24 protein-coding genes are annotated in these 26,103 nt (G+C 59.3%); 14 read left to right on the plus strand and 10 right to left on the minus strand.

What is annotated here, in order from left to right; genetic code table 11:
• Positions 1–10 precede the first annotated feature (10 nt).
• From C8D72_RS13405 to C8D72_RS13440, 8 genes are all read left to right on the plus strand, one after another.
• Positions 11–538 carry a dihydrofolate reductase gene (locus tag C8D72_RS13405; protein ID WP_245955260.1) on the plus strand — a complete coding sequence of 176 codons (528 nt, stop codon included), beginning with the start codon at positions 11–13 and terminating at the stop codon, positions 536–538.
• A gap of 100 nt (positions 539–638) precedes the next feature.
• Entirely contained in the window at positions 639–1,421 is a 783-nt protein-coding gene (locus C8D72_RS13410) for a ProQ/FINO family protein (protein WP_245955261.1), read from the plus strand.
• Positions 1,422–1,804: 383 nt separating this feature from the next.
• On the plus strand, positions 1,805–2,980 hold the full coding sequence (locus C8D72_RS13415; protein ID WP_115854924.1) for a porin: 1,176 nt from the start codon (positions 1,805–1,807) through the stop codon (positions 2,978–2,980).
• Positions 2,981–3,294: 314 nt separating this feature from the next.
• Positions 3,295–3,504, plus strand: coding sequence for a DUF1656 domain-containing protein (locus C8D72_RS13420; protein ID WP_115854925.1), 210 nt, complete (start codon positions 3,295–3,297; stop codon positions 3,502–3,504).
• Positions 3,505–3,517: 13 nt separating this feature from the next.
• Entirely contained in the window at positions 3,518–4,495 is a 978-nt protein-coding gene (locus tag C8D72_RS13425; RefSeq protein ID WP_115854926.1) for an efflux RND transporter periplasmic adaptor subunit, read from the plus strand.
• A gap of 2 nt (positions 4,496–4,497) precedes the next feature.
• Positions 4,498–6,594: an FUSC family protein gene (locus C8D72_RS13430; RefSeq protein ID WP_115854927.1), complete on the plus strand. Its 2,097-nt coding sequence runs from the start codon at positions 4,498–4,500 to the stop codon at positions 6,592–6,594.
• A gap of 196 nt (positions 6,595–6,790) precedes the next feature.
• A complete protein-coding gene (locus C8D72_RS13435; protein WP_115854928.1) occupies positions 6,791–8,014 on the plus strand; it encodes an acetate/propionate family kinase in 1,224 nt (407 codons plus the stop codon).
• 55 nt (positions 8,015–8,069) lie between these two features.
• On the plus strand, positions 8,070–10,487 hold the full coding sequence (locus tag C8D72_RS13440; RefSeq protein ID WP_115854929.1) for a phosphoketolase family protein: 2,418 nt from the start codon (positions 8,070–8,072) through the stop codon (positions 10,485–10,487).
• A 94-nt stretch (positions 10,488–10,581) separates the two neighbouring features.
• Here C8D72_RS13440 and C8D72_RS13445 read toward each other — a convergent pair whose 3' ends face one another.
• Together C8D72_RS13445 and C8D72_RS13450 are read right to left on the minus strand one after the other, a co-directional pair.
• Positions 10,582–10,971 (minus strand): hypothetical protein, encoded by a 390-nt coding sequence (locus tag C8D72_RS13445; RefSeq protein WP_115854930.1) that lies wholly within the window; start codon positions 10,969–10,971, stop codon positions 10,582–10,584.
• Between the two features lie 68 nt (positions 10,972–11,039).
• The gene (locus C8D72_RS13450) at positions 11,040–11,717 is read right to left on the minus strand and encodes a DUF6629 family protein (protein ID WP_115854931.1); all 678 of its coding nucleotides are present in this window, start codon (positions 11,715–11,717) and stop codon (positions 11,040–11,042) included.
• A 164-nt stretch (positions 11,718–11,881) separates the two neighbouring features.
• Here C8D72_RS13450 and C8D72_RS13455 point away from each other — a divergent pair, with 164 nt between their 5' ends.
• Positions 11,882–12,247: a hypothetical protein gene (locus C8D72_RS13455; protein ID WP_147301538.1), complete on the plus strand. Its 366-nt coding sequence runs from the start codon at positions 11,882–11,884 to the stop codon at positions 12,245–12,247.
• A 61-nt stretch (positions 12,248–12,308) separates the two neighbouring features.
• Positions 12,309–12,881, plus strand: coding sequence for a gamma-glutamylcyclotransferase (locus tag C8D72_RS13460; RefSeq protein WP_115854933.1), 573 nt, complete (start codon positions 12,309–12,311; stop codon positions 12,879–12,881).
• A 99-nt stretch (positions 12,882–12,980) separates the two neighbouring features.
• On the opposite strand, the gene C8D72_RS13465 is transcribed toward C8D72_RS13460, so the two are convergent.
• A complete protein-coding gene (locus C8D72_RS13465; RefSeq protein ID WP_115854934.1) occupies positions 12,981–14,393 on the minus strand; it encodes a methyl-accepting chemotaxis protein in 1,413 nt (470 codons plus the stop codon).
• A 182-nt stretch (positions 14,394–14,575) separates the two neighbouring features.
• Here C8D72_RS13465 and C8D72_RS13470 point away from each other — a divergent pair, with 182 nt between their 5' ends.
• Positions 14,576–16,894, plus strand: coding sequence for a putative bifunctional diguanylate cyclase/phosphodiesterase (locus tag C8D72_RS13470; protein WP_115854935.1), 2,319 nt, complete (start codon positions 14,576–14,578; stop codon positions 16,892–16,894).
• 159 nt (positions 16,895–17,053) lie between these two features.
• On the opposite strand, the gene C8D72_RS13475 is transcribed toward C8D72_RS13470, so the two are convergent.
• Entirely contained in the window at positions 17,054–18,163 is a 1,110-nt protein-coding gene (locus C8D72_RS13475; protein WP_115854936.1) for an S-(hydroxymethyl)glutathione dehydrogenase/class III alcohol dehydrogenase, read from the minus strand.
• A 46-nt stretch (positions 18,164–18,209) separates the two neighbouring features.
• The gene (locus C8D72_RS13480) at positions 18,210–18,485 is read right to left on the minus strand and encodes a metal/formaldehyde-sensitive transcriptional repressor (protein ID WP_115854937.1); all 276 of its coding nucleotides are present in this window, start codon (positions 18,483–18,485) and stop codon (positions 18,210–18,212) included.
• Between the two features lie 334 nt (positions 18,486–18,819).
• Between C8D72_RS13480 and C8D72_RS13485 the strand changes: the two genes are divergently transcribed.
• From C8D72_RS13485 to C8D72_RS13495, 3 genes are all read left to right on the plus strand, one after another.
• Complete coding sequence (locus C8D72_RS13485) at positions 18,820–20,019, plus strand: saccharopine dehydrogenase family protein (protein WP_115854938.1); 1,200 nt, start codon at positions 18,820–18,822, stop codon at positions 20,017–20,019.
• Positions 20,019–21,176: a carboxynorspermidine decarboxylase gene (nspC, locus tag C8D72_RS13490; protein WP_115854939.1), complete on the plus strand. Its 1,158-nt coding sequence runs from the start codon at positions 20,019–20,021 to the stop codon at positions 21,174–21,176. The genes C8D72_RS13485 and nspC overlap by 1 nt, the downstream gene beginning before the upstream one ends.
• Positions 21,177–21,323: 147 nt before the next feature.
• Complete coding sequence (locus tag C8D72_RS13495) at positions 21,324–21,983, plus strand: glutathione S-transferase family protein (protein ID WP_115854940.1); 660 nt, start codon at positions 21,324–21,326, stop codon at positions 21,981–21,983.
• A gap of 85 nt (positions 21,984–22,068) precedes the next feature.
• Here the strand turns inward: C8D72_RS13495 and C8D72_RS13500 are convergent, their stop codons facing one another.
• The 5 genes from C8D72_RS13500 to C8D72_RS13520 form a co-directional block, all read right to left on the minus strand.
• Positions 22,069–22,737, minus strand: a complete 669-nt coding sequence (locus C8D72_RS13500) for an amino acid ABC transporter permease (protein WP_115854941.1) — start codon at positions 22,735–22,737, stop codon at positions 22,069–22,071.
• 12 nt (positions 22,738–22,749) lie between these two features.
• A complete protein-coding gene (locus tag C8D72_RS13505) occupies positions 22,750–23,421 on the minus strand; it encodes an amino acid ABC transporter permease (protein ID WP_115854942.1) in 672 nt (223 codons plus the stop codon).
• Complete coding sequence (locus C8D72_RS13510) at positions 23,421–24,161, minus strand: amino acid ABC transporter ATP-binding protein (RefSeq protein ID WP_115854943.1); 741 nt, start codon at positions 24,159–24,161, stop codon at positions 23,421–23,423. Before C8D72_RS13510 ends, C8D72_RS13505 begins: the two co-directional genes overlap by 1 nt.
• Before the next feature lie 55 nt (positions 24,162–24,216).
• Complete coding sequence (locus C8D72_RS13515; RefSeq protein ID WP_115854944.1) at positions 24,217–25,080, minus strand: substrate-binding periplasmic protein; 864 nt, start codon at positions 25,078–25,080, stop codon at positions 24,217–24,219.
• A 68-nt stretch (positions 25,081–25,148) separates the two neighbouring features.
• Positions 25,149–26,015, minus strand: a complete 867-nt coding sequence (locus tag C8D72_RS13520) for an ATP-grasp fold amidoligase family protein (protein ID WP_170140606.1) — start codon at positions 26,013–26,015, stop codon at positions 25,149–25,151.
• Positions 26,016–26,103 lie beyond the last annotated feature (88 nt).

Below are 26,103 nucleotides of genomic sequence, written 5' to 3' on the forward strand. Positions count from 1 at the left end.
GAGCGATACAATGCAGGAAACACTGGTCCCCGTTGCCATGATCGCGGCCATGTCACGCAATCGTGTCATCGGCGTGGAGGGCAAACTGCCTTGGCATCTGCCGGAAGATCTGAAGTTCTTCAAGGCAGTCACATTGCACAAGCCCCTGATCATGGGACGCGCTACCTTTGCCTCCATTGGCAAGGCACTGCCCAACCGGCTCAATATCGTGGTGACTCGTGACGAAAGCTTTGAGCACCCCGGCGTGCGGGTATGCCATGATCTGGAAAGCGCCCTTGCACTGGCAGACGACCAGGCCATGATCGAAGGCGTGGAGGAGATCATGGTCATCGGGGGCGGCGAGATTTACCGACAGACGCTGTCTTGCGCTTCCCGGCTTTATCTGACAGAAATCGATGTCGAGGTTAAAGGGGATACCTTCTTCCCCGCGCTGGAAGAGGGCTGGCAGGAGATGGAGCGGGTGGCAGGTTCTCCCGCCGAGGGGCATCCCGGCTACGACTTTGTACGTTATGAAAGAGAAGGCACGGCAGAAAGTTGAGTGTTTTCCTTGCCAGGGGATGGCAGCAGGCCCCATAAAATAATTTATAGTTCGATGGTGTCGCGGCAGGCGCCATCAGGAAAAGCCTTGGGAGATGGGCGTGAGCGACCGTTTTGATGAAGTGTTCAGAGCGCTGGAGAAGCAGGCGAGCGATCTGACAGCACGTCTGGAAAGTGCAAGAACCCGCATTCGGGAGCTTGAAGCCACCAATCGGCAGCTGACGGCGCGCCTGACGCGCATTCAACAGATGTCGGGTGCCGAGGGTGAGCGCTCGCCCGTGCAGCCTGCGCCAGCGGATATCCCTTCAGAGAGCGTTTCCATGGCTTTCGACGGCGCAGAGGCCGGCAATATGGAATCCACTGATAACAACGACGCCTCCCGGTTGCCCGTCTCCGAGGTGCCGGCAGAACCCGACGCCTTGCCGCCGACACCAGATGAGTCTTCCACGCCTACAGAGCAGAACATGTCCGAAGTTGTTGAAGCAGCACCGATTGACCCTGCCCAGGAGGACATCTCTCCTCAGGCGCTTCTCAAACAGTGGTATCGTCGCTATCCCAAAACCTTTTTCGAGCGGCATACGCGTCCGCTGGCCATCGGTATCCACGAGGCGCTGGCGGCGCGTGAGCCCTATAGCGAAAAGCTGATTCGTCGTGCGCTGGCGGGCTATGTCAATCTGCCGCGCTATCTCAAGTCGGTGCGGGTCAATGCTGCGCGTATTGATCTGGAAGGGCAGGAAGCCGGCAGAGTCGAAGAAGAGGATGCCAGGCACGCCCAGGAACAGCTCAAGCGCCTGCAGGATCGCCAGCAGGAGCGAGAGGCAGAAAAGCAAAAGCGCAGATTGGCACAGAAGATGTCCGAGCTTGCGCACCGACATCAGCGATAAAAGGCAAGGAAGTTCGAGAATTAATCGTTATGCTGCAAACGAAATGGCACGTGTTTTGCCAGGGAATATTTGTATGATGTAACGCTTTGATGCCTTTTGTTTTTACCCAAAAGAGCGCCCTTTAAGGGCGCTCTTTTTTTTGATTCCGATAAAAGCTCTGTCACATAAAAGTAACGTTTTTGTACCAGAATAACGGCCTGACAGCGGCTTTCTAGTCCAATAGTAAAAAGATCGAAAACGCTGTTTTTTTCTTGTTGCGTTAGTTAAAACGCCGTTATAAGGTAGCCCGGCGAGCAACAAACAATAAAAGCTCGAACGCCACCGGCGTCGGGCATCTGCCACGGCAGACAATCGAACAGTTAGCCAGTTAAGGAACAATCACGATGAAAAAGACGCTCTTAGCGACTGCGATTGCCGGTGCGCTCGGCACGATGGCGGCTGGTGCCCAGGCGGCCACGGTTTACAATCAGGACGGCTCCAAACTGGACGTTTACGGTAACGTTCAGCTGGGTCTGCGTAGTCAGAAAAACTATGACAATAGCGATGCCGACTCTACGAGTACGGCTACCAGTGCAACCGACGATCTCTTTGATAACGGTTCAACCATTGGGTTCCGCGGTGAGCACATCATTAGCCCTGATCTGACCGGCTATTTCCGGGCTGAGTTCGAGTTTAGCTCCGATCAGCAGAAAGGGTATTACGCTGACGGCGGCTCTAATTCTGATGCTTCCGGTCTGTCCAAGGGTGACCAGGCTTATCTGGGTCTGACCGGTGACTTTGGTGATGTTCGTGTTGGTTCCTGGGATGCACTGATCGATGACTGGGTCGATGATCCGGTGTCCAACAATGAATACTTTGATCTGACTCGTGCACAAAATGATGTGGGTGGGACAGAATATGAAGGTAACAAGATTACCTATACGTCGCCGATTCTGAGCGGGCTGCAGTTTGCCGTTGGTACCCAGTACAGCGGTGACAATGATGATGCTCTCGGTCGCTTTAATTATGACGCTCCGACCGGCGAAAATTCCTACGTTATCGATGATGACAGCAGCGCGTCACTGTTCGGTGGCCTGCGTTACATGGTGGCTGACTGGACCTTCGCGGCCGTCTACGACAACCTGAAAAACTTCCAGTACATCAACAGTGCCGGCGACCAGAAAGATTACGGTGAACTGTACGGCCTGAACGCCACCTGGCAGATGAGCGATGATCTGCGCATCGCTGCCAAGGCCGAGCGGATGTCTGCGCGCTGGGCCAGCGATGCTAATGTTGACCGTTACGGTATCGGCGCTCGTTACAGCTATGGTAACGGTGATCTGTATGGTGCCTATCAGTACGTTCGCGCTGAAGAAAACGGCGTACGTAGCGTTGAAGCACCGCTGTGGCGCTCACGTAGCGAAGATGGCAACCAGAGCAAAGAGAACTATAACGAATTCATCCTGGGCGCGACCTATAACCTGAGCAGCCAGATGTATGTCTGGCTGGAAGGTGGCAAGTTCGATCGTGAAAACGATCAGGGCGATGGTATCGGCACCGGTATCGCCTACAGCTTCTAAGCGCCTGTCCTGAAGTCTTCGTGACTTTCATGACACACAGGAAACCGACCCCATGGGGTCGGTTTTTTGTGGCCGCTATTCTCGGTGTGTCTCACAACAGGGTTCATCAGGTCACAAGTCAAGAAAGCGCCCTTATTCTGCGATGCCTTCCCATGGCATGGCGCGTACAATGCAGCGACCATTGCCCGGGGTGCCAAAAGCGCTGAGTCAGCGGCGCTGCACTATGCTTCAGGCACTTCATTTTCGATGAGCCCGCCATCATGAGTACGTCTTCATGACTGATGCGTTTGACGAAGTAGAGACAGGAGAAGGGCGTGTTGCTGCGTGAACTTACCATTGGCGGTGTCTTCATCAGTCCGATGCTGCTGTTTGCGCTGGTGTCCCTGGTGATTTCGGCGTTGCTGCGAACCATGATGCACAAGGCAGGTCTGACACGCTGGGTATGGCAGGAGGCGTGGTTCGATGTAAGTCTGTTCGTGATTGTGCTGGCCGTGGTGACCTACCTTTCAAGTCATGTGTTGTAGAAGCGAAACCTGAATGCGCACGATTATTAGAGTCTTCATTACGCTGGTGCTGGCCGCCATTGCCATCGCACTGGGTGTCTGGCTGTGGCAGTACTACATGTATACGCCCTGGACGCGTGATGCCCGCGTTCGTGCCGATATCGTCACCATCGCCCCCGATGTCTCGGGCTGGGTCATGGATCTTGATGCCCATGACAACCAGCAGGTCAAGGCCGGGGACATACTCTTTACCGTCAATCACGAGCGCTATGAGGCCGCCGTGCGGCAGGCCGAGGCGACGCTTGCCAATCGCGAGTACTCATACCAGCTCAGCGAGAATGAGTATGAGCGCCGCCGCAACCTGGGCAGCAACGCCATCAGCAGCGAGGATCGCCAGACCGCAAAACTCAATGCGCAGATCGCCAGGGCCCAGCGCGATCTTGCCCAGGCGCAGCTCGACAGCGCGCGAATCGACCTGGATCGCAGTGTGGTGAAAGCACCGGTGGATGGCTCGGTGATCAACCTGCAGCTGCGCCGGGGCAACTATGTCAGCCAGGGCAACGCCCAGATGTCGATCGTGCGCGACGGCTCCTTCTACATTACGGCCTATTTCGAGGAGACCAAGATCCCCTCGATCGATATCCATGATGAGGCCAGCATCTGGCTGATGGGCGGCGACCAGCAGATGCAGGGGCATGTGGTCAGCATCGGCCGCGGGATTGCCAATACCAATACCACGCCCGACGGGCAACTTCTGCCTCAGGTCCAGCAGACCTTTACCTGGGTGCGCCTGTCTCAGCGTATCCCCGTGGACATCGCCATCGATCACATCCCCGACGGGGTGTATCTGAGTTCGGGCATGACCGCCAGCGTGCGCATCGATGATCAGCACCGAAAGGACGAAGGCATAGACGGCGTGCGCCCGCAGGGCATGGGCAATGCCGGCGAGCAGGCCCGTGATCCCGACATTCCGCCGGCAGCCACCGGTGACGTCGAGCGGCAGGATCCCTGACCATGGCTCTTGGCCCCTGGGCGCGTGTCTATCTAACGCCGGATATCAACACGCTCAAGTTTGCGACCAAGGGTCTGGTCGCCATGACCCTGTCGCTTTATCTGGCCATGGAGATGCAGCTGGATCGACCCTATTGGGCGGTGATCTCGGCCGTATTTCTACAGATCCGCCCTCAAAGCGGACTGGTAATCGAAAAGGGCTTCTGCCAGATCGGCGGCACCGTGATCGGTGGCGGGGTCGGCATTCTGATCATGGCGTTGAGCATGCAGATGCCGGCCATGGCGCTGATGCTGTTGATGGTCTGGATCTTTATCTGCGCCACATCATCGGCCCTGACCCGTAACTTCAATCTGACCTATGGTTTTGCGATGGGGGCCGCCACGGCCATCCTTGTCGTGGTATTGACCATCGTCAACGACAACTCGAGCCAGGGCGTGTTTGATATTGCCGTGGCGCGCGTCAGCGAGATCGTGCTGGGTGCTGCCTGTGCCACGCTGATCAGCATGCTGCTCTGGCCCGATCGGGTCAGAAATATCATCTATAACCACGCCAATACGGTGATCGACCAGACCTTTCAGGCGCTTGTCATGCATCTTGATACCAGCGTTTCGATGCACGACGCGCGCCAGCAGATCATGTCCGCGCTGGGGCAGGCGTTGACGCTCAACAATGACAGCAGCGCCGTGATTTATGAAGGCCCACATGGGCCCGGGCGTGCCCGGGCGGCCTATCTTTTGTCCCAGCGGGCGCTGTCCATGATGGCGGAAATGCAGACTTATGGGCGTCTGGTGCGCGAACGCCCGGCATTGGCCAGTGAGGCGTTCGAGGAAGCGCTCAAGGACATTCGCGATACCATGGAGCGAGTCCGATCGCGGCAGACCTACAGTGAGCGCAAGCGGGAGATCAACAGCCTTCGACGGCGCATTCAGAAGGCCGAACTACAGCGCCATGGCACACCGCTGGCGCGGCGCATGGCGCAGGGGCTGATGATGCTGCTGGGCTATGCCAGCGTCATGGTCGAGGCGCACCACGCCATCAATGATGCCGAGAATACTCAGCTCAAGGCGCCGCGACTGTCGCGCCATCGTGACTACATGCCGGCCCTGACCATCGGTATCCGCTCCAGCCTGCTGTTTGCCATTGGCGCGATCATCTATGTCTCGACCCAGTGGGGCTCCGGCGTTTTGATGATGGTGATGCCCGTTATCTTCGGCACCATGTTTGCCTCCTTTCCCTCGCCCACGACCATGCTGAAAAATGTCATGAAGGGTGGGGCTGTCGGGGCCATTGCCGCCTTTGTGTTCGGTAATATCCTGCTGGCCCAGGCCCCGCATGAATACCTCATGCTGGTCATGATCTTCGGGGCGCCGCTGTTTCTGGGGCTGATGGCGCTCAACAACCTTCCGGTACTGGCCCACGGGCTGGGCTTTTGTATCATCTACACCATTTTGACCATGCCCAGTAACAGCATGGCCTTTGATATCAGCAGCTTCATGGACCGCACGCTGGCCATCGCACTGGGCCTGACCATCCTCTATACCGTCTTCCGGATCGTACCCTCGCCCAATGCGCTGGTGCTGCGCCGACGCGTCATTCGGGCCATTACCGATGATATGGATCAGCTGTGGGAGCGTTCCTGCAACAACTCGCGGGAGAGGGCCGCGGACTGGTTCAATGGCCGCATGGTGGAACGTGTGCAGCGCCTGGCCAACTTTGACAGCCAGCTGCCGGAAGAGGACCGCTATCTTCTGGATCTGGGCATGACCGGTCTGAATCTGGGTCATGTGATTCTGGCCAACTACCGTCGGGTCACCAGCCTGGACGATACCCCACCGACCCGGGCCGCCCTGAAACAGTGGCAAACGGCGCTGGCCCACGCCTATCAGGCCTGTGCCTGGGGCGATTTTGATGAACGCTTTACCGATGCCAGTCAGGCGCTTTTAAAGCAACTGCGCGGAGCCGGCGAAATGGAAGAAGAGCAGATCGAGCTGGTCGAGGGCATGATCAAGCGTCTGGATATCACGCTGCATCGCTTTGCGCGGATGAGCAGCAGCCGTGACCAACGCGATATTGAGGGCGTGTTGCAGCCGCCGTCATAACCCTTATGGTGCTCGGGAAATATTCAGGCGGTGCACAGATGTGCATCGCCTTTTTTAATGTGTGTTAGCGTCCGCGCGGTTCTCGCGCTCACGGCTTTGACCCCGTTGCCTGTGTGCACTAATCCTTTATGAGGCCCCTTGAAGGCCGCTTTTTGACAGGGTCGAGAATTACCGCATCCAGACAGGGCAAAACGCTATGGCACAAGAGGCAGCGCCAGTCATTATCGTGGTCAATGCAGGCTCTTCCAGTCTCAAGCTTTCGGTGTACTTTCTGGAAGATGGCGATGCACTGCGCCTGGCGGCGCATGGTGCCATTGAAGAGATTGGTGCCGATGAGCCCCATTTACAGGCCGCCATGGCCGATGGCAGTGACATTGCCGATGAACCCCTGTCACAACAGCAGGTGAAGGATCACGGCGCTGCCTATCAGGTGCTGCGCGAGCGGATGACCCGCGCTCTGGAGGATGTCCAGCCGATGGCGGTCGGCCATCGCGTTCTGCACGGCGGGCGCGATTTCAGCGCCCCGGTGGTCATCGACGAGCAGGTTCGCCAGCGTCTTGATGAACTGATCCCGCTGGCCCCTCTGCATCAGCCGCACAATCTGACCGGGATCGATGCTGTCTCGCGCTACGCCCCCGAGGTGTTGCAGGTGGCCTGTTTTGACACCGCCTTTCACCATCAGCGCCCCGAACTCTCCATGATGACCGGGCTGCCGTGGTCATGGTTTGAAAAGGGGCTTCAGCGCTATGGCTTTCACGGCCTCTCCTATGAATATATTGCCCATCGTCTGCCCGAGCTGGATCCGGCGCTGGCGAAGGGGCATGTCATCGTGGCCCATCTGGGCAACGGCGCCAGCCTGTGTGCCATGACGGACTGCCGGAGCATGGAGACCACCATGAGCTTTACGGCCCTGGACGGCCTGCCCATGGGCACCCGCTGTGGCGCGCTGGACCCGGGCACCGTGCTTTATCTTCAGCAGCAACACGGGCTCGATAACGACGCCCTGCAGGACATGCTCTACAAGGAGTCCGGGCTCAAGGGCATCTCGGGCATCAGCAGCAATATGCAGACCCTGCTGGATGACGACTCGCCGCAAGCGCGGCGTGCCATCGATTTTTTTGTCTATCGCACCGCCCAGGAGATCGGGCGCATGGCCGTGGCCGTGGGCGGCTTTGATGGTCTTGTGTTTACCGGCGGCATCGGTGAACACGCCGCGCCCATTCGCCAAATGATCGTGGACAGACTCAAGGCACTTTTCCCGGTTGCGCTGGATCATGACGCCAACGGGGCGGAGGACCCCGATATCATCTCGACAGAGGACAGTGCCATTACCGTCAGGGTGATTCCCACCGATGAAGAGGGCATGCTGGCGCGCCATACCGTCAGCCTTCTGCGCAGACACGCCGATCAGGACGCATAGGCCGCTCAGCCACTCAGCCGCTTGAACGCCAGACATTTATTTCAGGGAGGAGATCATGTCAGCCACCACGCAGGCGAAGACAGAGGAAAGCACCGTGGACACACAGACGCTGGAACATCTGGATGCCTGGTGGCGCGCCGCCAACTATCTCGCCGTCGGGCAGATCTATCTCAAGGACAATCCCCTGATGCGCGAACCGCTCAGGATCGAGCACATCAAGCCGCGCCTGCTGGGGCACTGGGGCACCTCGCCCGGGCTCAATCTGATCTATACCCACCTGAATCATCAGATCAAAACGCGCGATCTCAACATGATCTATCTGGCCGGCCCCGGGCATGGTGGCCCGGCCGTGCTGGCCAACGTCTGGCTTGAAGGCAGTTACAGCGAACACTTTCCGCAAGTGAGCCGGGATGAAGCCGGCATGCGGGCACTGTTTCGTCGATTTTCAACTCCCGGGGGCATCCCAAGCCACGTCAGCGTTCCCACGCCGGGCTCCATTCACGAAGGCGGCGAGCTGGGTTACGTGCTGACCCACGCCTTTGGGGCGGTATTTGATAACCCCGATCTGATCGCTGCCGCCGTGGTAGGCGACGGGGAAGCGGAAACCGGCCCGCTGGAAGGCTCGTGGAAAGGCATCCGTTTTCTCAACCCGAAGCGCGACGGCGCCGTGCTGCCGATCTTTCACCTCAATGGCTACAAGATTGCCAGTGCCTCGGTCATGGCGCGACAGAGTGACGAGACCCTGACGCACTATTTCAAGGGGCACGGCTACTCGCCGCGTTTTGTCGAAGGCGACGATCCGATGCAGGTGCATCGTGACATGCATGACACGCTGTCAAAGGCGCTGGAAGATATCCGCGAGATCCAGCGTCAGGCGCGTGAACAGGGCAGTCAGGAGATGCCCGAGTGGCCCGTGATCGTCATGCGTACGCCCAAGGGCTGGACCGGCCCGGATCGGGTCGATGGTGTCCCGATTGCCGGCAGCTACCACTCTCATCAGGTGCCGCTGGGCGGGCTCAGGGACAACCCCGAGCATCTGAAGCTGCTGGAGGAGTGGTTCAAGAGCTATCGGCCCGAGGAGCTGTTCGACGACCAGGGGCGCCCGCGGTCTGACATCACCGATCAGGCGCCAGAAGGCGAACGGCGCATGGGGTCCAACCCGCATGCCAACGGCGGGCGGCTGCGCCAGCCCCTGACGCTGCGCGACTGGAGCGATTACGGTGTCTCCGTCGATGACAGCAATCGCGGACGCGAGATGACCAGCTCCACCGAGCGGCTCGGGCAGTTCATGCGCGATATCTATCAGGATAATCCGCACAGCTTTCGCCTTTTCTGCCCCGATGAGACCAACTCCAACAAGCTTGGCGCGGTCTTTGAGGTATCAGATCGCTGCATGATGAGTCCGGTCAACGAGGAGGATGAAGACATCTCCCCCGATGGCCGGGTCATGGAAGTGCTCAGCGAGCACAACTGCCACGGCTGGCTGGAAGGCTACGTGTTGACCGGACGACACGGACTTTTTGCCAGCTATGAGGCGTTTGCCACCATCGTGGATTCGATGGCCATGCAGCACGCCAAATGGCTCGAGCATGCGCGCGAAGTCTCCTGGCGCGAGCCGATTCCCTCCATGAACTATCTGCTGACCTCAACCTGCTGGCGCAACGATCACAACGGTTTCAGCCATCAGGGGCCGGGCTTTATCGACAATCTTTTGAACAAGCAGCCGGAAGTGGTGCGCATCTATATGCCGCCGGATGCCAACTGCCTGCTCTCGGTGGCCGATCACTGCTTTCGCAGTACCGACTACCTCAATGCGATTGTCATCGACAAGCATCCACAGCTGCAGTATCTGAGCGTCGAGGAGGCGCGCGAGCACTGCGCCCAGGGCGCCAGTACCTGGCACTGGGCCTGCAACGAGCGCGACGACCAGGAGGATCCCGACATTGTCATGGCCTGTGCCGGCGACATTGCCACCCAGGAGACCCTGGCCGCCGTTGATCTGCTGCGACACTACATGCCCGAACTCAGCGTGCGGATGGTCAATGTGGTGGACCTGATGAGCCTGCCACCGCGCGAGGCCCATTCCCATGGCATGAGTCAGCAGCGTTTCGTGGAGCTCTTTACGGTCGGCAAGCCCGTGCTGTTTGCCTTTCACGGCTATCCGGGGGTGGTGCATCAGCTGCTGCACGGCCGCTCCAGCAGCGAGCGTTTCCATGTGCGCGGCTATCAGGAGGAGGGGACGACCACCACGCCCTTCGACATGGTGGTGCTCAATCGCATGAGCCGTATCCATCTGGCGCTTGATGCCCTGCGCTATGCGCCGGGGCATCTCAAAAATGCCGTGGGTATCATCGATAAGCTTGAAGGATTGCTGGAGCAGCACCACGCCTGGATTCGCGAGCATTTCGAGGACATGCCGGACATTACCGAATGGCGCTGGAGCAAGGGGGAAAACCCGCTAAAGGACGCCTGAGCGGTCACGACAACCGTCCATGAAAAGGGGCCGATCATGATCGGCCCCTTTTGTATTTTCTGCGCCGGCGATTTCAATCCGGCAATGTCAGCGCCTAGAGATCATCCGGGTCACGGCTTTCCATATCCGGGCGAGTGCGCTGCGGGTCGACGTGATCGCCGCCCTCGGACTCTTCGAAATCGAGCGCCTTGATGTTGGCCTCGATCCCTTCCTCATCGGCTTCGGTCACTTCAAGCTCGTTTTCAAGCTCGGCTTCCTTTTTGTCAATGAGGCGTTCGTCTTCATCCAGTGCGCCGGTTTCTACCAGATCGGCATATTCATCGTTTTCATCGGGCAGGACAGCGGCGTCCTCCGTGGAACCCGTGCCATCATTGATATCTTCCAGATCATCGGTCCAGGCATCCGTTTCCGGCGTAGCGGCAGTAACATCACGGCCGTCGCGTGCCGGACGGTGATCGCTGGGACCCTTCTTTTCCTCGTCCATGAGTACACTCCATCGTTATCAGGGGATGATGAACATCCGTTGCCCTGAGTCTAGAACATTACGGGCCGTTACCCCTGATGGATGTGATGGCCCTGTTTGTATTCTTCAACGCCTTGTGCCATCCGGGCGCGGCGAAAGTGCCAGTACACCATGACGCTGATCAGGGCGGCATAAAAACACCACACCGAGGTGAAGGCCCACATCCGAAACAGGGCGACCACGCTCAGCCCTGCCAGATTGGCAAGGCCCATGATGACCAGCCAGCGCCGGCGCGAGGCCACAAGGGCGCCGCAGGTGGCAATAATGTAAAGGAGGGCCACAAGCATCTCGCGGGTGCGCGGGTTGTGATAGGTGATGCTGTGTCCGCACTGACCGATGTCGGTTGGCAGGGTTGTGAGAAACCAGAGGTTATACAGCGACAGGGCCAGACCCGTCAGCACAAAGGGCAGAACGCGTCGCCGCTCACCGGCGGGCAGGAAGCGCCATACCGCCACCGGCATGACCAGGGGCAGCAATCCCTGGGCATAGAAGACATAGAGCTGGCCGGCCAGCTGCGGCCAGGGCGATTCGAGCCTGCCGTCGATACCCAGCCAGACAATGCCTTCCAGCAGCTGATGTAGCGCAAAAAGCATCGGAATGGCCGCAAGGAACCATGCGCCTTGATGGCGCACCTGAAACAGGGTGGCGATACCCACGCCGGCAATCACGGCGCTGCCGGTAAAGCTTGCTGAAGCTGAAAAACACATGGTGAGGCCTGGCGAGACCGACGAATGGACGGTGGGAGGCGAATGGAGCCCGTCAGAGTAGCGGGGCAGTCGCAAAGGTGCCTTAAAACATGATTGAAAGGTGATGATTTGGTTGCGGCCGTTTAGAATAGCCATTCTTATCGGGCACTTGAGGAAAAGAATCCATGGACGACCTTTCTACGACAGGCGCAGTTGTTGCAGGCGTCGTTGTGCTTGAAGGAGAGCATATCGTGGCCGCCGGCTGCAGTGAGAGCGAGGCCATGGCCAGCGTTCCCCACGCATGGCAGGCAAGCCCCTTGCTGAAATGTGCGCCGGCCTCCATGAAACTGGTGCGCCAGGTACAAAGGCGCGGCAGTGTCCCCTTTGTGGTCGTTGATGACATGCTGTGTACCATTGATGATGTTGATACCCTTCTGCCACCCGACGATGGCACTGACACGCCGGGTAGCCCGGAGGTAGAGCAGCTTCTGGCGCGCGCCGATGCGCTGGTGGCAGACAACGACGAGGATGAGGCGGAGAGCACCGGCTGACTGCGGGGCACACGCCGTTTCCCATCTCATACTGTTCACTGCCAATACCGTGATGTGTTCCATGTCCGACACCCCGATCTCCAGGACTCGCCCCAGCGAGTCCGATCAACCTCTCTGGCTGTTTGGTTACGGCTCCCTGATCTACAAGACCGGCTTTGCCTTCAAGGCGTGTCGGCCTGCCAGCATCAAGGGCTGGACGCGCCGTTTCTGGCAGGGTTCGCACGACCATCGCGGCACGCTTGAATCGCCGGGCCGGGTAGCAACGCTCGTGCCACAGGAGGGCGCCGTCTGTCACGGCATGGCCTATCTGATCGCACCCGATGTGCTTGCCGGCCTCGATGTCCGGGAAAAGAACGGTTACCTGCGCGTAATGACCGATCTTTATTTTGATGACGGTTCCCAGGATGAGGCGCTCGTCTATATGGCGACCGAAGGCAACGAAGCCTGGCTGGGCGAGGCCTCGGCGCTGGAGATTGCCCAACAGATTTCGACGGCGGCCGGCCCCAGCGGACCCAATCGCGATTACCTGCTGATGCTGGCCGATTCGATACGGGACATGGGCCATGACGATGACCATGTCGAGGCCATCGAGCAGGCGCTGTTGGCTCTTGAGGCCAATGTCGACAGATCATGACCGTGCTCGTATAGAGCAGGTCGCAACATCAAAAAGGACCGCTTGTGCGGTCCTTTTGGGTACAGGCGGCTCATGCCGGTTCTGCGCCAATGGGGCAGACTAGAAGGTTTCCCACTCCTCTTCATCGCTGGTAACGCGTGCGCTGCCTTTCGATGCCTCGGGTGCTTGGGCAGGCGTTTTTGCCGGGGAAGAGGCGGGCTGTTTGGATTTTTGGGCTTCAGGCTGGGCAGCCCTGGCAGCCTCGGAGGTTCTGGTGGCCTGTGGTGCCCTGCTGACCGGGGCCGGAGCATCGGCCGTTGAGACTTCCGGCGTCGTCTGCGGGGCGGAGTCATCGGGCAGAATAAACAGATCAACCGAATCACGCAGGGCATGGGCCTGGCGCTCCAGCTCGCCGGCAGCCCGCGCAGCATTTTGTACCAGCTCGGCATTTTGCTGTGTGACCTGGTCGATCTGCGAGATGGCCTGATTGACCTGACCGATGCCGCTGCTCTGCTCCTGTGAGGCCGAGGCGATCTCGGCGATGATTTCGGTGGCCCGCTGGACGGAGTCGACAATGACCTGCATCGTGCTGCTGGCCTGTTCGACCAGGGTCGAGCCGTCGTCCACCCGCTTGAGCGAATTATCGATCAGCTCGCGAATGTCGCCGGCAGCGCTGGCGGAGCGTCCGGCAAGCGCGCGGACCTCACCGGCCACCACGGCAAAGCCCTTGCCCTGTTCGCCGGCACGTGCCGCCTCAACCGAAGCGTTAAGCGCCAGGATATTGGTCTGAAAGGCGATGGAGTCGATCAGGGCAATGATATCGCCCATCTGCTGTGAGCTCTGGCTGATGCCCTGCATGGTCTGTTGTACTTCAACAATCACCTCGCCGCCGCGCTGTGCCTGGCGTGACGCCTCCTGGGCAAGCTGGCTGGCCTGACGCGAGTTCTCGGCATTTTGCGATACCGTTGCCGTCAGCTCTTCCATGCTGGCTGCCGTCTGCTCGAGCGAGGCGGCCTGCTGTTCCGTTCGGGCAGAAAGATCCATGTTGTCGCGGGCAATCAGGCGCGAGTCGTCATTGATGCGATGACTGCCCTGGCGCACGGTGCTGACCGTATGCGACAGGCTCTGCTGGGTTTTTGACAATGCATTGAAGAGTCGACCAATCTCGTTGTCACCGCGCTGTTCGGCGCTCTGCGATAGATCGCCCTTCGCCATGCGCTCAAAATGGGTGACCAGTCGCCTGAGCGGGTTAATGACATTGACCGTGACCCCCCACATCACCACGGCGCTGACAATGATGGCGGCCACCACGGCCATCACCATGACCGTGCGCAGCACCGAGGCGGTCGTTTCGAAACGGGCCTGGAGCTGACCGGCCTGACTGCCATCATCGGAAATCAGCTGTAAAAAAATACCTTCACTATAATGAAGGCCGTAAAACCCGAGCGCACTGACGCCCATGATCAGGGCCAGAAATACGGCAATCACCAGTGTCCAGCTCGTTTTGACGGTCATGTCATCGATCAGCTTCATGTTCGCTCTGCACCCTTTTTTAAACTCTGGGGATTATCTGATGATGCCGTGTTATCGGCCACTCCCGGCAGATCTGAAGGAGACAGGGCGCGTGTCATGTAAAGAGGGGTGAAATACACTACAGAAAAGCGCATCGAGGCCGTTATCAACGAAGAAGGTTCAAAAGAGATAATTGACCCACCATGACCGTACGCTACGACCGCAAGGGTGCCCCCGTGTTACAGCAGTTGCTGCGCAGTGCAGCGCATGCCACTGACTGTGCGTGCAGCATCCTGTACGGCGTCTGCGGTAAGGTCATGGCGGATTACGGCAGCGCCTTGATGCCGGCCATGTCGCGCGACAGGATCGCCATGCTCCGCGATTTGATCGGCAATGATGGTCATCTATGCCTCGAGGATGTTCGGGCCGAGGCGCTTCTGGCTGACTTCCCCTGGCCGGAAAACACCGCCTTCGCGGCGTTGACCCTGGTGCGATCGGGGGCCGACGAATTTCTGGGCATTCTCGTGGTCTGCGATGTTCGATCGCGCCGGGAGTTGAGCACAGCCCAGCGCTATGTGCTGCGTACCCACGCCGCTCAGATTGGCTATCACCACGATTGTCAGCAGGTGCGTGAACCGATCACTATCGCCAATACCGACAGTGGCGAGCGCCTTCGGCTGCTGGAGTCGGTCGTGGTTCACGCCAATGATGCCATTCTGATTACCGAAGCCGAGCCGGTGGGTCTGCCCGGACCGCGCATTGTCTACTGTAACGCCGCCTTTACCCGTACCACCGGCTACAGCGAGGCCGAGGTATTGGGTAAAACCCCCCGTATTCTGCAAAACGGGCGCACCGATCGACAGGTGCTGGACCGTTTGAGGGCGTCACTGGAAAAGTGGCAGCCCATCGAAGTCGAGCTTTTGAACACCCGTCGTGATGGCACCGAGTTCTGGGTTGAGGTCAGCATCGTGCCGGTAGCCAACGAGCGCGGCTGGTTTACGCACTGGATTTCGGTGCAGCGCGATATCAGCGAGCGCAAGCGCGCCGAGGAGATCGAGCAGCAGGCCCGTCAGGCGCAGGCAGAAAACATGGCGCTGGAAGCACGGCTGCTGGAGCGTCAGCGTATCGAGCGGGAGCTCTCCTGGGCGGCGACCCATGACAACCTGACCGAGCTTTATAACCGCGCCTGGATCATGGGCCGACTGCGTGAGCTGCTCTCCATGGCCCCGTCATTGCACCCCGAAGCGGCCGTGCTGTTCATGGATCTGGATCGCTTCAAGCTCGTCAACGACAGTCTCGGCCATCGCGCCGGCGACCAGCTGCTATCCGACATGGCCCGACGGCTTGAATCCTGTCTGCGCAGTACCGATACCCTGGCCCGGGTGGGTGGCGACGAGTTCGTGGTGCTGATCGAGGATATCTCTCCGGGACAGGCCGCCGGTGAGGTGGCCCATCGCATTGCACAGGCGCTGCAAAAGCCCTTTAGAATTCAGGGTCAGAATATCTTCTCTTCCAGCAGCATCGGTATCGTGCTGCTGGAGGCGCATTACCACATGCCCGAAGAGCTGCTGCGTGATGCCGATACCGCCATGTATGTGGCCAAGGAGGAGGGCATCGGGCGCTACGTTTTCTTTACGCCCTCCATGCGTGACAGCGTGGTAGAGACGCTGGCGCTGCAAAACGACCTGCGTCATGCCATGGCACGCGAAGAGTTTACGCTGTGCTATCAGCCCATTCATGAGCCGCACTCGCGTGTGATCAGAGGCATCGAGGCGCTGTTGACCTGGCAGCACCCCGAGCGGGGCAGCGTGGCGCCGGAAGTCTTTATCGACATGGCCGAGGAGCTGGGCATCCTGCGTGATATCGGCCAGTGGGTCATGCATGAGGCCTGTCACCAGCTGGCGGTGTGGCGTCAAGCGTATCCGCAGGCCAGTGAGCATCTGACACTGAGCATCAATGTGTCGGCCCAGGAGCTCAAGCATCACAGTTTCAGGAGTGATCTCATCTCGGCGCTGGAAAGCAGTGGTGTGCCAGCGAATCTCCTGCAGCTCGAGATCAACGAAGGGGTGTTTCGCTATCATCCCGAGGTTATCGGTCAGATACTGCATGACATTCGCGCGCTGGGCGTGAGCATCGTGCTGGATGACTTCGGTACCGGTTATTCGGCGCTGAGCTATATCGATCAGTACGAGATTGATGCCATCAAGGTGGATCGCGCCTTTGTGCTGCGCATGGTGCTGCATCAGCGCTCCATGGCGATCATGCAGAGCCTTTTATGGCTGGGCAGAACCCTTGAGCTGGATATCGTGGCTGAGGGCGTGGAAACGCTGGAGCAGCTGGAAATGTTGCAAAGCCTTGGGTGCCCTCTGGCGCAGGGCTATTTTCTCTCTCGGCCCATGACCCCCGAGCAGATCGCGCGCCTGATCTCAAAACGCGAAGGAGCTCCCTCCGGGGCGCGTTCGGCGCTGCCTTTGTTGACGCCCTGGTCGGCAGCCGATCCTGACCCGAGCGGTTGTGCCTGATATGGGACAACGGCCGCTGGCGCTGACAGTCACTGTCAGCGCTGGCGGCCGTTTTTTATTGTCTGTGTGTCACGCACAAAAAGGGCAGGACAGCATGCGCTGTCCTGCCCTTTATATTACCGATCGATAAAAACGTATCCCATCGATCGATCAAGGCGATCAGTAGTGGATAACGGTCCGGATCGACTTGCCTTCATGCATCAGCTCAAAGGCTTCATTGATCTGTTCCAGCGGCATGGTATGCGTCACGAACGGATCCAGATCGATCTTGCCGCCCAGATAGTCGTTGACCATGCCCGGCAGCTGCGAGCGGCCCTTGACGCCACCAAAGGCGGAGCCTTTCCAGACGCGACCGGTCACCAGCTGGAAGGGACGGGTGCTGATCTCCTGACCGGCGCCGGCCACACCAATGATGATGCTCTCGCCCCAGCCCTTATGGCAGCACTCCAGCGCCGAGCGCATGACATCGACATTGCCGATGCACTCAAAACTGAACTCCACGCCGCCGTCGGTCATTTCGACGATCACTTCCTGGATCGGGCGATCATGATCCTTCGGGTTGACGAAGTCGGTGGCACCCATGGAGCGTGCCAGCTCGAACTTGTCCGGGTTGGTGTCGATGGCAATGATGCGCGAGGCCTTCGCCTGAACCGCGCCCTGAATGGCGGCAAGGCCGATACCGCCGAGACCGAAGATGGCGACCGTATCGCCTTCCTTGACCTTGGCGGTGTTGTGGACCGCCCCGATGCCGGTGGTGACACCACAGCCCAGCAGGCAGGCCTTTTCCAGCGGCGCTTCCTCGTTGATCACTGCCAGCGACACCTCGGCCACCACGGTGTACTCACTGAAGGTGCTGGTGCCCATGTAGTGATAGATGGGCTCACCGTTGTAGGAAAAGCGCGTGGTGCCATCCGGCATCAGGCCCTTGCCCTGCGTGGTACGCACGGCCGAGCACAGGTTGGTCTTGCCGGAGCGGCAGAACTTGCACTCACCGCACTCGGCGGTATAGAGCGGAATGACGTGATCGCCCGGCTGGACGCTGGTCACGCCTTCGCCGACGGCCTCGACGATACCGCCACCTTCATGGCCCAGCACGGCCGGGAAGATACCTTCCGGATCATCGCCGGAGAGCGTGAAGGCATCCGTATGGCAGACACCGGTATGCGTAATGCGCACCAGCACTTCACCCTTGCGGGGCGGTTCAACATCAATTTCGACGATTTCGAGCGGTTTGCCCGGCCCGAAGGCGACAGCAGCACGTGATTTCAAGTGACTCTCCTTGAGGTTGCGAAGGGTCTGATGACCAGACCACAGGCTATTTCAGATAGGAACGGATCAGTGAGGCCATCTCATCAGCGCGAGCGGTACGCTCTTCGTCGCTGGCGGCGGCATCACCGAAGGTCTCACGAATATGCGTTTCCATCATCTCTGACATCAGACCGTTGATGGCACCGCGCATGGCCGCGATCTGTTGAAGAATCGGGGCGCACTCGGCGCCGGCTTCCAGCTGACGTTCCAGCGCCTCGCACTGGCCTCGAATGCGACGCACCCGGGTAAGAACACGCTTTTTGGCAGCAGGTGAATGCGGCATGACAACGTCTCTAGATACTATACCCCAGTATGGTAAAGACATTTTGATACGGATGCATCCCCTCGATGGTCGGGGCTCAAGGTTTCCCCATTGACGCCGGAAGATCTCCTGTCACGCGCATCAACGGTCATATATTAATGTAAAAACACTTGAGACCGGCGGCCGGCAAGGCCATCATCGGCGGCCTTCTCGCCACAATGCCCAACGGGTCGGCGAGACCACGACCGGGGTGGCATCGGGTCGGGGTGTGCTGAATCTTTCTGATGAAAAGTTGGTTGCCCACTACCGATAAGACCCTTACCACTGTTGACTTTCCCGATCTGGAATTGACTCCATGAACAAGGTTCTGATTATTGGCGCCGGTGGCGTCGGTGGCGTTGTTACCCACAAGTGTGCGCAGCATCCTGAAGTGTTTGGCGAGATCTGCCTTGCCAGCCGCAACGAAGCCAAGTGCAAGGCAATCGCCGACCAGCTTTCGCGCCCTATTCAGACTGCGCAGGTCGATGCCGATGATGTCGAAGCACTGGTCGCGCTGATTGAATCGTTCAAGCCGGATGTCCTGATTCATGTGGCCTTGCCCTATCAGGATCTGACCATCATGGAAGCCTGCCTGCGCACCAGCGTGCCCTATCTGGACACGGCCAACTACGAACATCCCGACGAGGCGAAGTTCGAGTACAAGGAGCAGTGGGCCTTTCAGGATCGCTACGCGAAAGCAGGCAACATGGCCACGCTCGGCTGCGGTTTCGACCCGGGCATGACCAACATCTACTGCGCCTATGGCCAGAAAAACCTGTTTGACGAGATCCACCGCATCGACATTCTCGATGCCAACGGTGGCGATCACGGCTATCCGTTTGCCACCAACTTCAATCCCGAGATCAACATTCGCGAGATCACCGCGAACGGTCGCTACTGGGAGAAGGGCGAGTGGGTCGAGACCGCGCCGCTGGCCGAAAAGCGCACCTTCGATTTCGACGGTATCGGCGAAAAGGATCTGTACCTGCTCTATCACGAAGAGCTGGAATCGCTTTCGCAGAACATCAAGGGCATCGAGCGCATTCGCTTCTGGATGACCTTTTCCGAGAAATACCTGACGCATCTGAAGGTGCTGGAAAACGTCGGCATGACCAGCATCGAGCCGATCAGCGTCAACGGCTGCGAGATCTCGCCGCTGCAGTTTTTGAAGTCCGTTTTGCCGGACCCGGCATCGCTCGGGCCGCGTACAAAGGGCAAGACCAACATCGGCGTTATTCTCGACGGCATCAAGGATGGCAAGCGTCGCAAGGTGTATATCTACAACATCTGCGATCACGAGAAGTGCTATGAGGAAGTGCAGTCCCAGGCGATCTCGTTTACCACCGGTGTCCCAGCGGTGACCGGCGCCATGCTGATGCTGGAAGGCATCTGGAAGGGTGAGGGCGTGTTCAACGTCGAGCAGCTTGATCCGAACCCCTTCATGGAGCGCATCGGTGATATGGGTCTGCCCTGGCAGATGGTCGAGCTCGACCCCGATCAGGACCCGCTGGGCTGATGATCGACGAACGCATCGACTTTGACATCCACACCTGCCCGTCTCCGGCCTATGTGGTCGATGACGCGCTGCTCAGGCGCAATCTCGAACGGCTTGGCCAGGTGCAAAAGGACAGCGGGGCAAAAATCCTGCTGGCGCTCAAGGGCTTTGCCCTGTGGGACAGCTTTCCGCTGGTACGCCAGTATCTGGTCGGCACCACCGCCAGTGGGCAGGATGAGGCGCGCCTGGGGGCCGAGACCTTCGGCGGCGAAGTGCATGTCTACTCGCCGGCCTTTACCGAGGCCGAAATGGCGGAAGTGCTGCGCTACGCGGATCATCTGAGCTTCAACTCGCCGGGGCAGTGGCGGCGTCATCGCGACACGGTCGCGTCGTCGCCGCGTCGTCCCTCCTGTGGGCTGCGAGTCAATCCCGAGCATTCCACCGGGGCCGTCGCGCTTTATGATCCCTGCGCGGCGGGCTCCCGATTGGGCACTCGCGCGGGCGATATAGCCCCTGGTGATCTCGACGGGCTGGAAGGGCTTCACTTTCACACCCTGTGTGAGCAGAACAGCGACGCGCTGGAAGAGACACTGGCGGCGTTCGAGCAGAAGTTCGGCCAGTATCTGAAGGATATGCGCTGGGTCAACTTCGGTGGTGGCCATCACATTACCCGTGATGACTACGATGTGGCGCGGCTGGTGCGCGTGATTCGTGACTTTCGCGCGCGCTATCCGCACCTGGAGGTCTATCTGGAGCCGGGCGAGGCGATCGCGCTCAATACCGGCTATCTGGTCGCGACCGTGCTGGACATCGTCGACAACAACGGGCCGATCGCCATTCTCGACACCTCCGCCACGGCGCATATGCCGGACGTGCTGGAGATGCCGTATCGTCCCGAAATCATCGGCGCTGGCCATTCGGGCGAGAAGGCGCACACCTATCGTCTGGGCGGCATGACCTGTCTGGCCGGCGATGTCATCGGCGACTACGCCTTTGACGCACCGCTTGAGATCGGCGATCGGTTGGTCTTTACCGACATGGCGCACTACACCATGGTCAAGACCACCACCTTCAACGGCATTCGTCTGCCCTCGATCTGCCGGATCGATGAAAAAAGCCGCGAGATCCGAACGGTCAGAACCTTTGGCTATGTCGACTACATGCAGCGCCTGAGCTGATCAGCCGGCGGTCATGGCCATACCCAACGCCCCGCATCTGCGGGGCGTTTTTTATGGTGCTTGAGCGATTGACTCGCGTCACTCATGACATATGAACCATTTCTGATACGCTCCTGGCTTCGCCACCAGCCTTGCGAGTAAGAAAGCATGAACAACCAGATCCATATTTTCGGTCCGCAGTTCAGTACTTTCGTGCGTAGCGTACAGCTATGCTGCGAGGAGAAGGGTATTCCCTACACGGTCGGGACTCGCGTGGACGGTGAGGACATCGAGTTCAAGGGTGCTCAGCACCTTGACTGGCACCCCTTCGGCAAGGTGCCGGTTCTGCTCCACGGTGATCGTCACCTGATTGAGACCGTCAGCATCTGTCGCTATCTTGATGCTGTGTTTGATGGCCCGGCCCTTCAGCCCGACGATCCATGGATGCGTGCACAGGTCGACCAGTGGGCAGCCATCCTGTCGCTGTATATCGACCAGACCCTGGTACGTGATTATCTGTTGGAGTTTGCCATCCCGAAGGGCGAAGACGGCACGGTGCGAATGGACAGGGTCAGGGAAGCCGAGCCGGAAGTGAAGCGCACGCTGGCGCTTCTGGAAACGCAGCTGGGTGACCGGGAATACCTGGTGACGGATCGCTTTACCCTTGCCGATGCCATTGCAGTGCCCATGCTCGATTACCTCTTTAGGCTGCCTGCCATGGGGGCACTGATAACTGAAACGCCGCGATTGAAGGACTATGTTGAGCGGCTGCGCGCGCGGCGCTCGGGAAGCCGGGTACTCATTGAGGCAGGGGTGGCAGGTATTTGAGGCGTTAGCCGCAACAGTAACGTGCTATCCCAAACGCCCCGCATCCGCGGGGCGTTTTTTGTGTCGTCTCTGTTGCGGCTCGTTGTCAGCGACTGGCCACGCGCCGTTCGAGACGTGACAGCAGCCGCACCAGTGGCCAGAGCATGAGGAAGTAGATCAGGGCGGCCGCAATCAGTGGCGTCGGGTTATAGGCCATGCCCTGCACGATGCGCGCCGAGCGCAGCAGTTCCGGCAGGGTGACCACCGAGGCCAGCGATGTGGCCTTCACCAGCTCAAGCGTGTTGCTGACCAGTTCCGGCAGCACGTTGCGAAGGGCCTGCGGAGCGATGATGAATCGCAGCGCCTGCAGTCGGGAAAGCCCGGTGGAGCGTGCGGCTTCCATCTGCCCGCGGCCGATGGAAGCCAGGCCCGCCCGCAGTATCTCGCCATAGTAACCGGCGCTGTTGAGCGTCAGGGCAACCACCACTGCCGTGAAGGGCGAAAGTGTCACGCCCAGAAACGGTGCCCCGTTGTAGATAAAGATCAGCAGCACCAGCGGCGGGAAGGCACGGAAAAAATCCACATAGGCGATCAGGAAGGGCGTTAGCCATCGCCGACGCAGAAAATTGAGCGTGGCGATCAGCATGCCGGCGGCCAGGCCCATGGGCACAATGATGACGGCCAGCAGTAGTGTCCAGCCCAGCCCGCGCAGCATGATCGGCCAGTACTCGATCAGTGTCTGCAGATTGAAAAACATTTCTGTAAAAGACCCCATCGACCGGCTCCTTTAATGCTGCCAGCGATAGTGGCGTTCGACCCAGCGGCTCATGGCCACCAGCGGCACGAAAAGCACCACATACATCAGCGCTGCCAGGGTCAGTGGCGACGGGTTGGCGACAATGGACTGCGCATTGGTCGCCTGATTGAGAATCTCGGAGACCGAGATGGCACTGCCCAGCGAGGTCGACTTGCTGATCTCGATGGTCCGGTTGGTCAAAAGCGGCACGGCCAGTCGTACGCCCTGGGGCAGCACAATATGTACCAGAGTCTGGAAAAAGTTCAGACCGGTGGCGCGCCCGGCCTCCCACTGCCCGCGGTTGACCGAGGTAATGCCGGACCAGAAGATCTCTTCGGCGAAAGCCGCCAGGATCAGCGCCAGACTGGCCACTGTTGCGACAAAGGGCGAGAGGCTCAGGCCGGCGTAGGGCAGGGCAAAATAGGCACACATGATCACCACCAGCGGTGGCACGGCGCGCAGAAAATCCACCAGAAACTGCATGGGCCAGTTGATCAGGCGCACACCGAACGCACGCAACAGCGCCAGCAACAGTCCGGTACCGATGCCAATACTGACCACCAGCAGCGTCATCTGCAGCGTCAGCACAAACCCTTCCCACAGCATCGGGAAAAAGCGCTGCATGGTGTCGAAATCGAAATAAAGATCGAGCACCTGATCCATTAGCGATGCTCCATCAGGCGACTCAGGAACTCACGGGTACGCGGCTGGGTGGGTGCCGTAAACAGCGTCTCGGGTGGCCCCTGTTCGATGATGGCCCCCTCGTTCATGAAGACCACGCGATCGGCCACATCACGGGCAAATCCCATTTCATGGGTGACGATTACCATGGTCATCTTCCTGTCGCGCAGCCGACGCATCACCGAAAGCACTTCGCCGACAAGTTCCGGGTCCAGCGCCGAGGTCGGCTCATCAAAGAGCATGATGTCGGGATCGAGCGCCAGCGCACGGGCGATACCGACACGCTGCTGCTGACCGCCGGACAGATTCCCCGGATGAGCATCATGCTGTTTGGCCAGCCCGACTTCCTCGAGTGCGGCCATGCCGCGTGTCCGGGCATCTTCCCTGCTCAGGCGATGGACCCGGCGCAGCGCCAGCGTGACGTTGCCCAGCGCTGTCATGTGCGGGTAAAGATTGAACTGCTGAAAGACCATGCCGATCGAGCGACGCACCTGATCCAGGTTGACGCCCTGCTCGGTAATGCACTGATCCCGGAACCGGATTTCGCCGCTATCGGGGGGCTCCAGCAGGTTCAGGCAGCGTAGTAGTGTGGACTTGCCCGACCCCGACGGGCCGATCAGGACCACGACTTCCCCCGGTGCCACGTCGAGATCGGAGGGCGATAGCGCCGTGATGCTGCCAAAGTGTCGACTGATGCCCTGAGCACTCAGTATCGGAGTCATGGGGTCGTATCCATACGGTTCTCCATGTGTTTGTCCATCAGAGCGTCACGACGCCTCAGGGCGTCTGGTCCTTCTGATCAAAGGTCAGCTCATAGCCGGGCATACCGGGTTGGCCGTGACCCACCGAGATCATGGTCATCGCGCTGCCCGGGCGCGGCTTGCTGCCAAACCAGTTCTCGTAGAGTTCTACCAGGGTGCCATCGGCCTTCATCTGTTCGATCGCACGATCCGCGCGGTTACGCAGTTCGCGATTTTCCCTTGAAAAGACCAGTCCCACCGTGGTGCCGGTGCCGACATCAAACGCCACGGACAGGCGCGGTTGCTGCTCGGCAATATGGCTGGCCGTCGGGCCACCTGCGATGTTGGCGTCTGCCTGACCGCTCATGACCGCCTGCACGGCGTCGGTATTCTTGTCGTAGCGCTGAACGTCAAAGCCGTACTCCTCCTGATGCTCGCTGGCCCAGTTTTCTGCTACCGAGCCGCTGTTGACGGCAATCGTCATGCCCTCAAGCCCTTCGGGACCCTCGATGCTGGTATCTTCTGTGGTCAGAAACCCGAGCTGATTGTCCATGTAGCCTTCGGTAAAGAGCATCTTTTCGGCGCGTTCACGGGTGATGTCGGTGGGGGCCAGAATCATGTCGTAGCGGTCGGCATAAAGGCCGCCAAAGATGCCGCTGAACTGCACATCCATGACATCGACATCGTCATAGCCCAGACGCTTTGCCAGCTCGTTGACCAGGTCGATCGAAAAGCCGCGATAGCCGCCGTCCGGGTTTACCGTTGCAAACGGGGGGTAGCCGACATCGGAGGCGGCACGAAGCGTTTTTGATGCCGGCTCGGCCTGCGCGGCCTGAGAGATGAGAGGAAAAGCGGCGGCGCCGGCCAGCGCCAGCATGCGAAGCGTTTTGCCGAAAGTCATGAGCGTTCCCTGAATGTTTTTGAAAAAGTGTTTTAAAAAGTGCTTGAAGACACGACCCTGCTGGCACGTTACAGCGCGACCTGACGGGCTCGTGCCATTTCGCGATCGATACTGAAAAGACTGCCCAGATAGTGATCCACCTGACGGTCGATCAGCTCCATGAAACCGCCGCCGGGGGTGAAGGTCAGCTCCCCGAAATAGATCTCGTCATCAAGGATGTAGAAATCCACCCGGACGTAATCAAAGCCTTCCGACAGCTGCTCGGACAGTGCCAGCGCCCGGTCAAAGCCTGCCGGTTTCTCAACGGTCGAGACGTCCTCGATCTCCCGGGTTTCAACGCGTACAGGCTGCCAGTCCGGCGTGAGGCACACGCGCTGATGGCCGCCTTCCTGAAAGCGCCCCACCATGATCTGAACAATGACGGTCAGTTCGCCGTTGCGGCGAAAGCAGTGAAACTTGTAGTCGCTGGGGGGGATCACGGGGTCACTGCCCAGGCGCTCCTCGAACAAAAGCCGAGGCTTGATGGCGCGATACTGGGTTTCGCGATTGACGCGCGAGAAGTCGTCATCCAGCCAGTTCCGGGAGATGTCGTAGAGCTCGGGAAACGTCCAATCGGACTTGTCCTCGACCAGCAGGTTGTAGCCGCTGCCGTGGTTGCCCTTCATGACAAAGCGGTCGGGCAGTGCCTTCAGGAGTTCGGGCGTCAGCTCATCGGCGGTGGCGTAGCAGGGGATCAGGTACTGCTCGCCGATACGCTCGCGCACGTAGTCCCGCACGGCGATCTTGTCGCTCAGTACCGACATCGACGGCGTCGGATGGAGCTTGCGATAGCCGATCTTCTCGCTAAAGGTTTTGGGGTTTGAAAGGTCGGGCAGCACGCCGAAAGCGCGCCGGTGGCGCAGCATGGTGAAATGACGATCGGAAAGACGCGCCATGACACATCGGGTCAGTGCTTGTCGCCAGGAGACTGAGCGCAAGGGATCCTCTGAGGGTCGTTGTTTTATCGATAAGGGCACGCGGAGT

Origin of the sequence: Kushneria indalinina DSM 14324 (assembly GCF_003385845.1) — a bacterium.
GTDB lineage: Bacteria > Pseudomonadota > Gammaproteobacteria > Pseudomonadales > Halomonadaceae > Kushneria > Kushneria indalinina.

Coding starts and splice junctions, on each gene's coding strand:
- C8D72_RS13415 (WP_115854924.1), top strand. CDS start 1,805: ATGAAAAAGACGCTCTTAGCGACTGCGATTGCCGGTGCGCTCGGCACG.
- C8D72_RS13430 (WP_115854927.1), top strand. CDS start 4,498: ATGGCTCTTGGCCCCTGGGCGCGTGTCTATCTAACGCCGGATATCAAC.
- C8D72_RS13500 (WP_115854941.1), bottom strand. CDS start 22,737: ATGGGGTCTTTTACAGAAATGTTTTTCAATCTGCAGACACTGATCGAG.
- C8D72_RS13460 (WP_115854933.1), top strand. CDS start 12,309: ATGTCCGACACCCCGATCTCCAGGACTCGCCCCAGCGAGTCCGATCAA.
- C8D72_RS13425 (WP_115854926.1), top strand. CDS start 3,518: ATGCGCACGATTATTAGAGTCTTCATTACGCTGGTGCTGGCCGCCATT.
- C8D72_RS13505 (WP_115854942.1), bottom strand. CDS start 23,421: ATGGATCAGGTGCTCGATCTTTATTTCGATTTCGACACCATGCAGCGC.
- C8D72_RS13455 (WP_147301538.1), top strand. CDS start 11,882: ATGGACGACCTTTCTACGACAGGCGCAGTTGTTGCAGGCGTCGTTGTG.
- C8D72_RS13510 (WP_115854943.1), bottom strand. CDS start 24,161: ATGACTCCGATACTGAGTGCTCAGGGCATCAGTCGACACTTTGGCAGC.
- C8D72_RS13520 (WP_170140606.1), bottom strand. CDS start 26,015: ATGGCGCGTCTTTCCGATCGTCATTTCACCATGCTGCGCCACCGGCGC.
- C8D72_RS13485 (WP_115854938.1), top strand. CDS start 18,820: ATGAACAAGGTTCTGATTATTGGCGCCGGTGGCGTCGGTGGCGTTGTT.
- C8D72_RS13445 (WP_115854930.1), bottom strand. CDS start 10,971: ATGGACGAGGAAAAGAAGGGTCCCAGCGATCACCGTCCGGCACGCGAC.
- C8D72_RS13435 (WP_115854928.1), top strand. CDS start 6,791: ATGGCACAAGAGGCAGCGCCAGTCATTATCGTGGTCAATGCAGGCTCT.
- C8D72_RS13405 (WP_245955260.1), top strand. CDS start 11: ATGCAGGAAACACTGGTCCCCGTTGCCATGATCGCGGCCATGTCACGC.
- C8D72_RS13450 (WP_115854931.1), bottom strand. CDS start 11,717: ATGTGTTTTTCAGCTTCAGCAAGCTTTACCGGCAGCGCCGTGATTGCC.
- C8D72_RS13465 (WP_115854934.1), bottom strand. CDS start 14,393: ATGAAGCTGATCGATGACATGACCGTCAAAACGAGCTGGACACTGGTG.
- nspC (WP_115854939.1), top strand. CDS start 20,019: ATGATCGACGAACGCATCGACTTTGACATCCACACCTGCCCGTCTCCG.
- C8D72_RS13495 (WP_115854940.1), top strand. CDS start 21,324: ATGAACAACCAGATCCATATTTTCGGTCCGCAGTTCAGTACTTTCGTG.
- C8D72_RS13515 (WP_115854944.1), bottom strand. CDS start 25,080: ATGACTTTCGGCAAAACGCTTCGCATGCTGGCGCTGGCCGGCGCCGCC.
- C8D72_RS13470 (WP_115854935.1), top strand. CDS start 14,576: ATGACCGTACGCTACGACCGCAAGGGTGCCCCCGTGTTACAGCAGTTG.
- C8D72_RS13480 (WP_115854937.1), bottom strand. CDS start 18,485: ATGCCGCATTCACCTGCTGCCAAAAAGCGTGTTCTTACCCGGGTGCGT.
- C8D72_RS13440 (WP_115854929.1), top strand. CDS start 8,070: ATGTCAGCCACCACGCAGGCGAAGACAGAGGAAAGCACCGTGGACACA.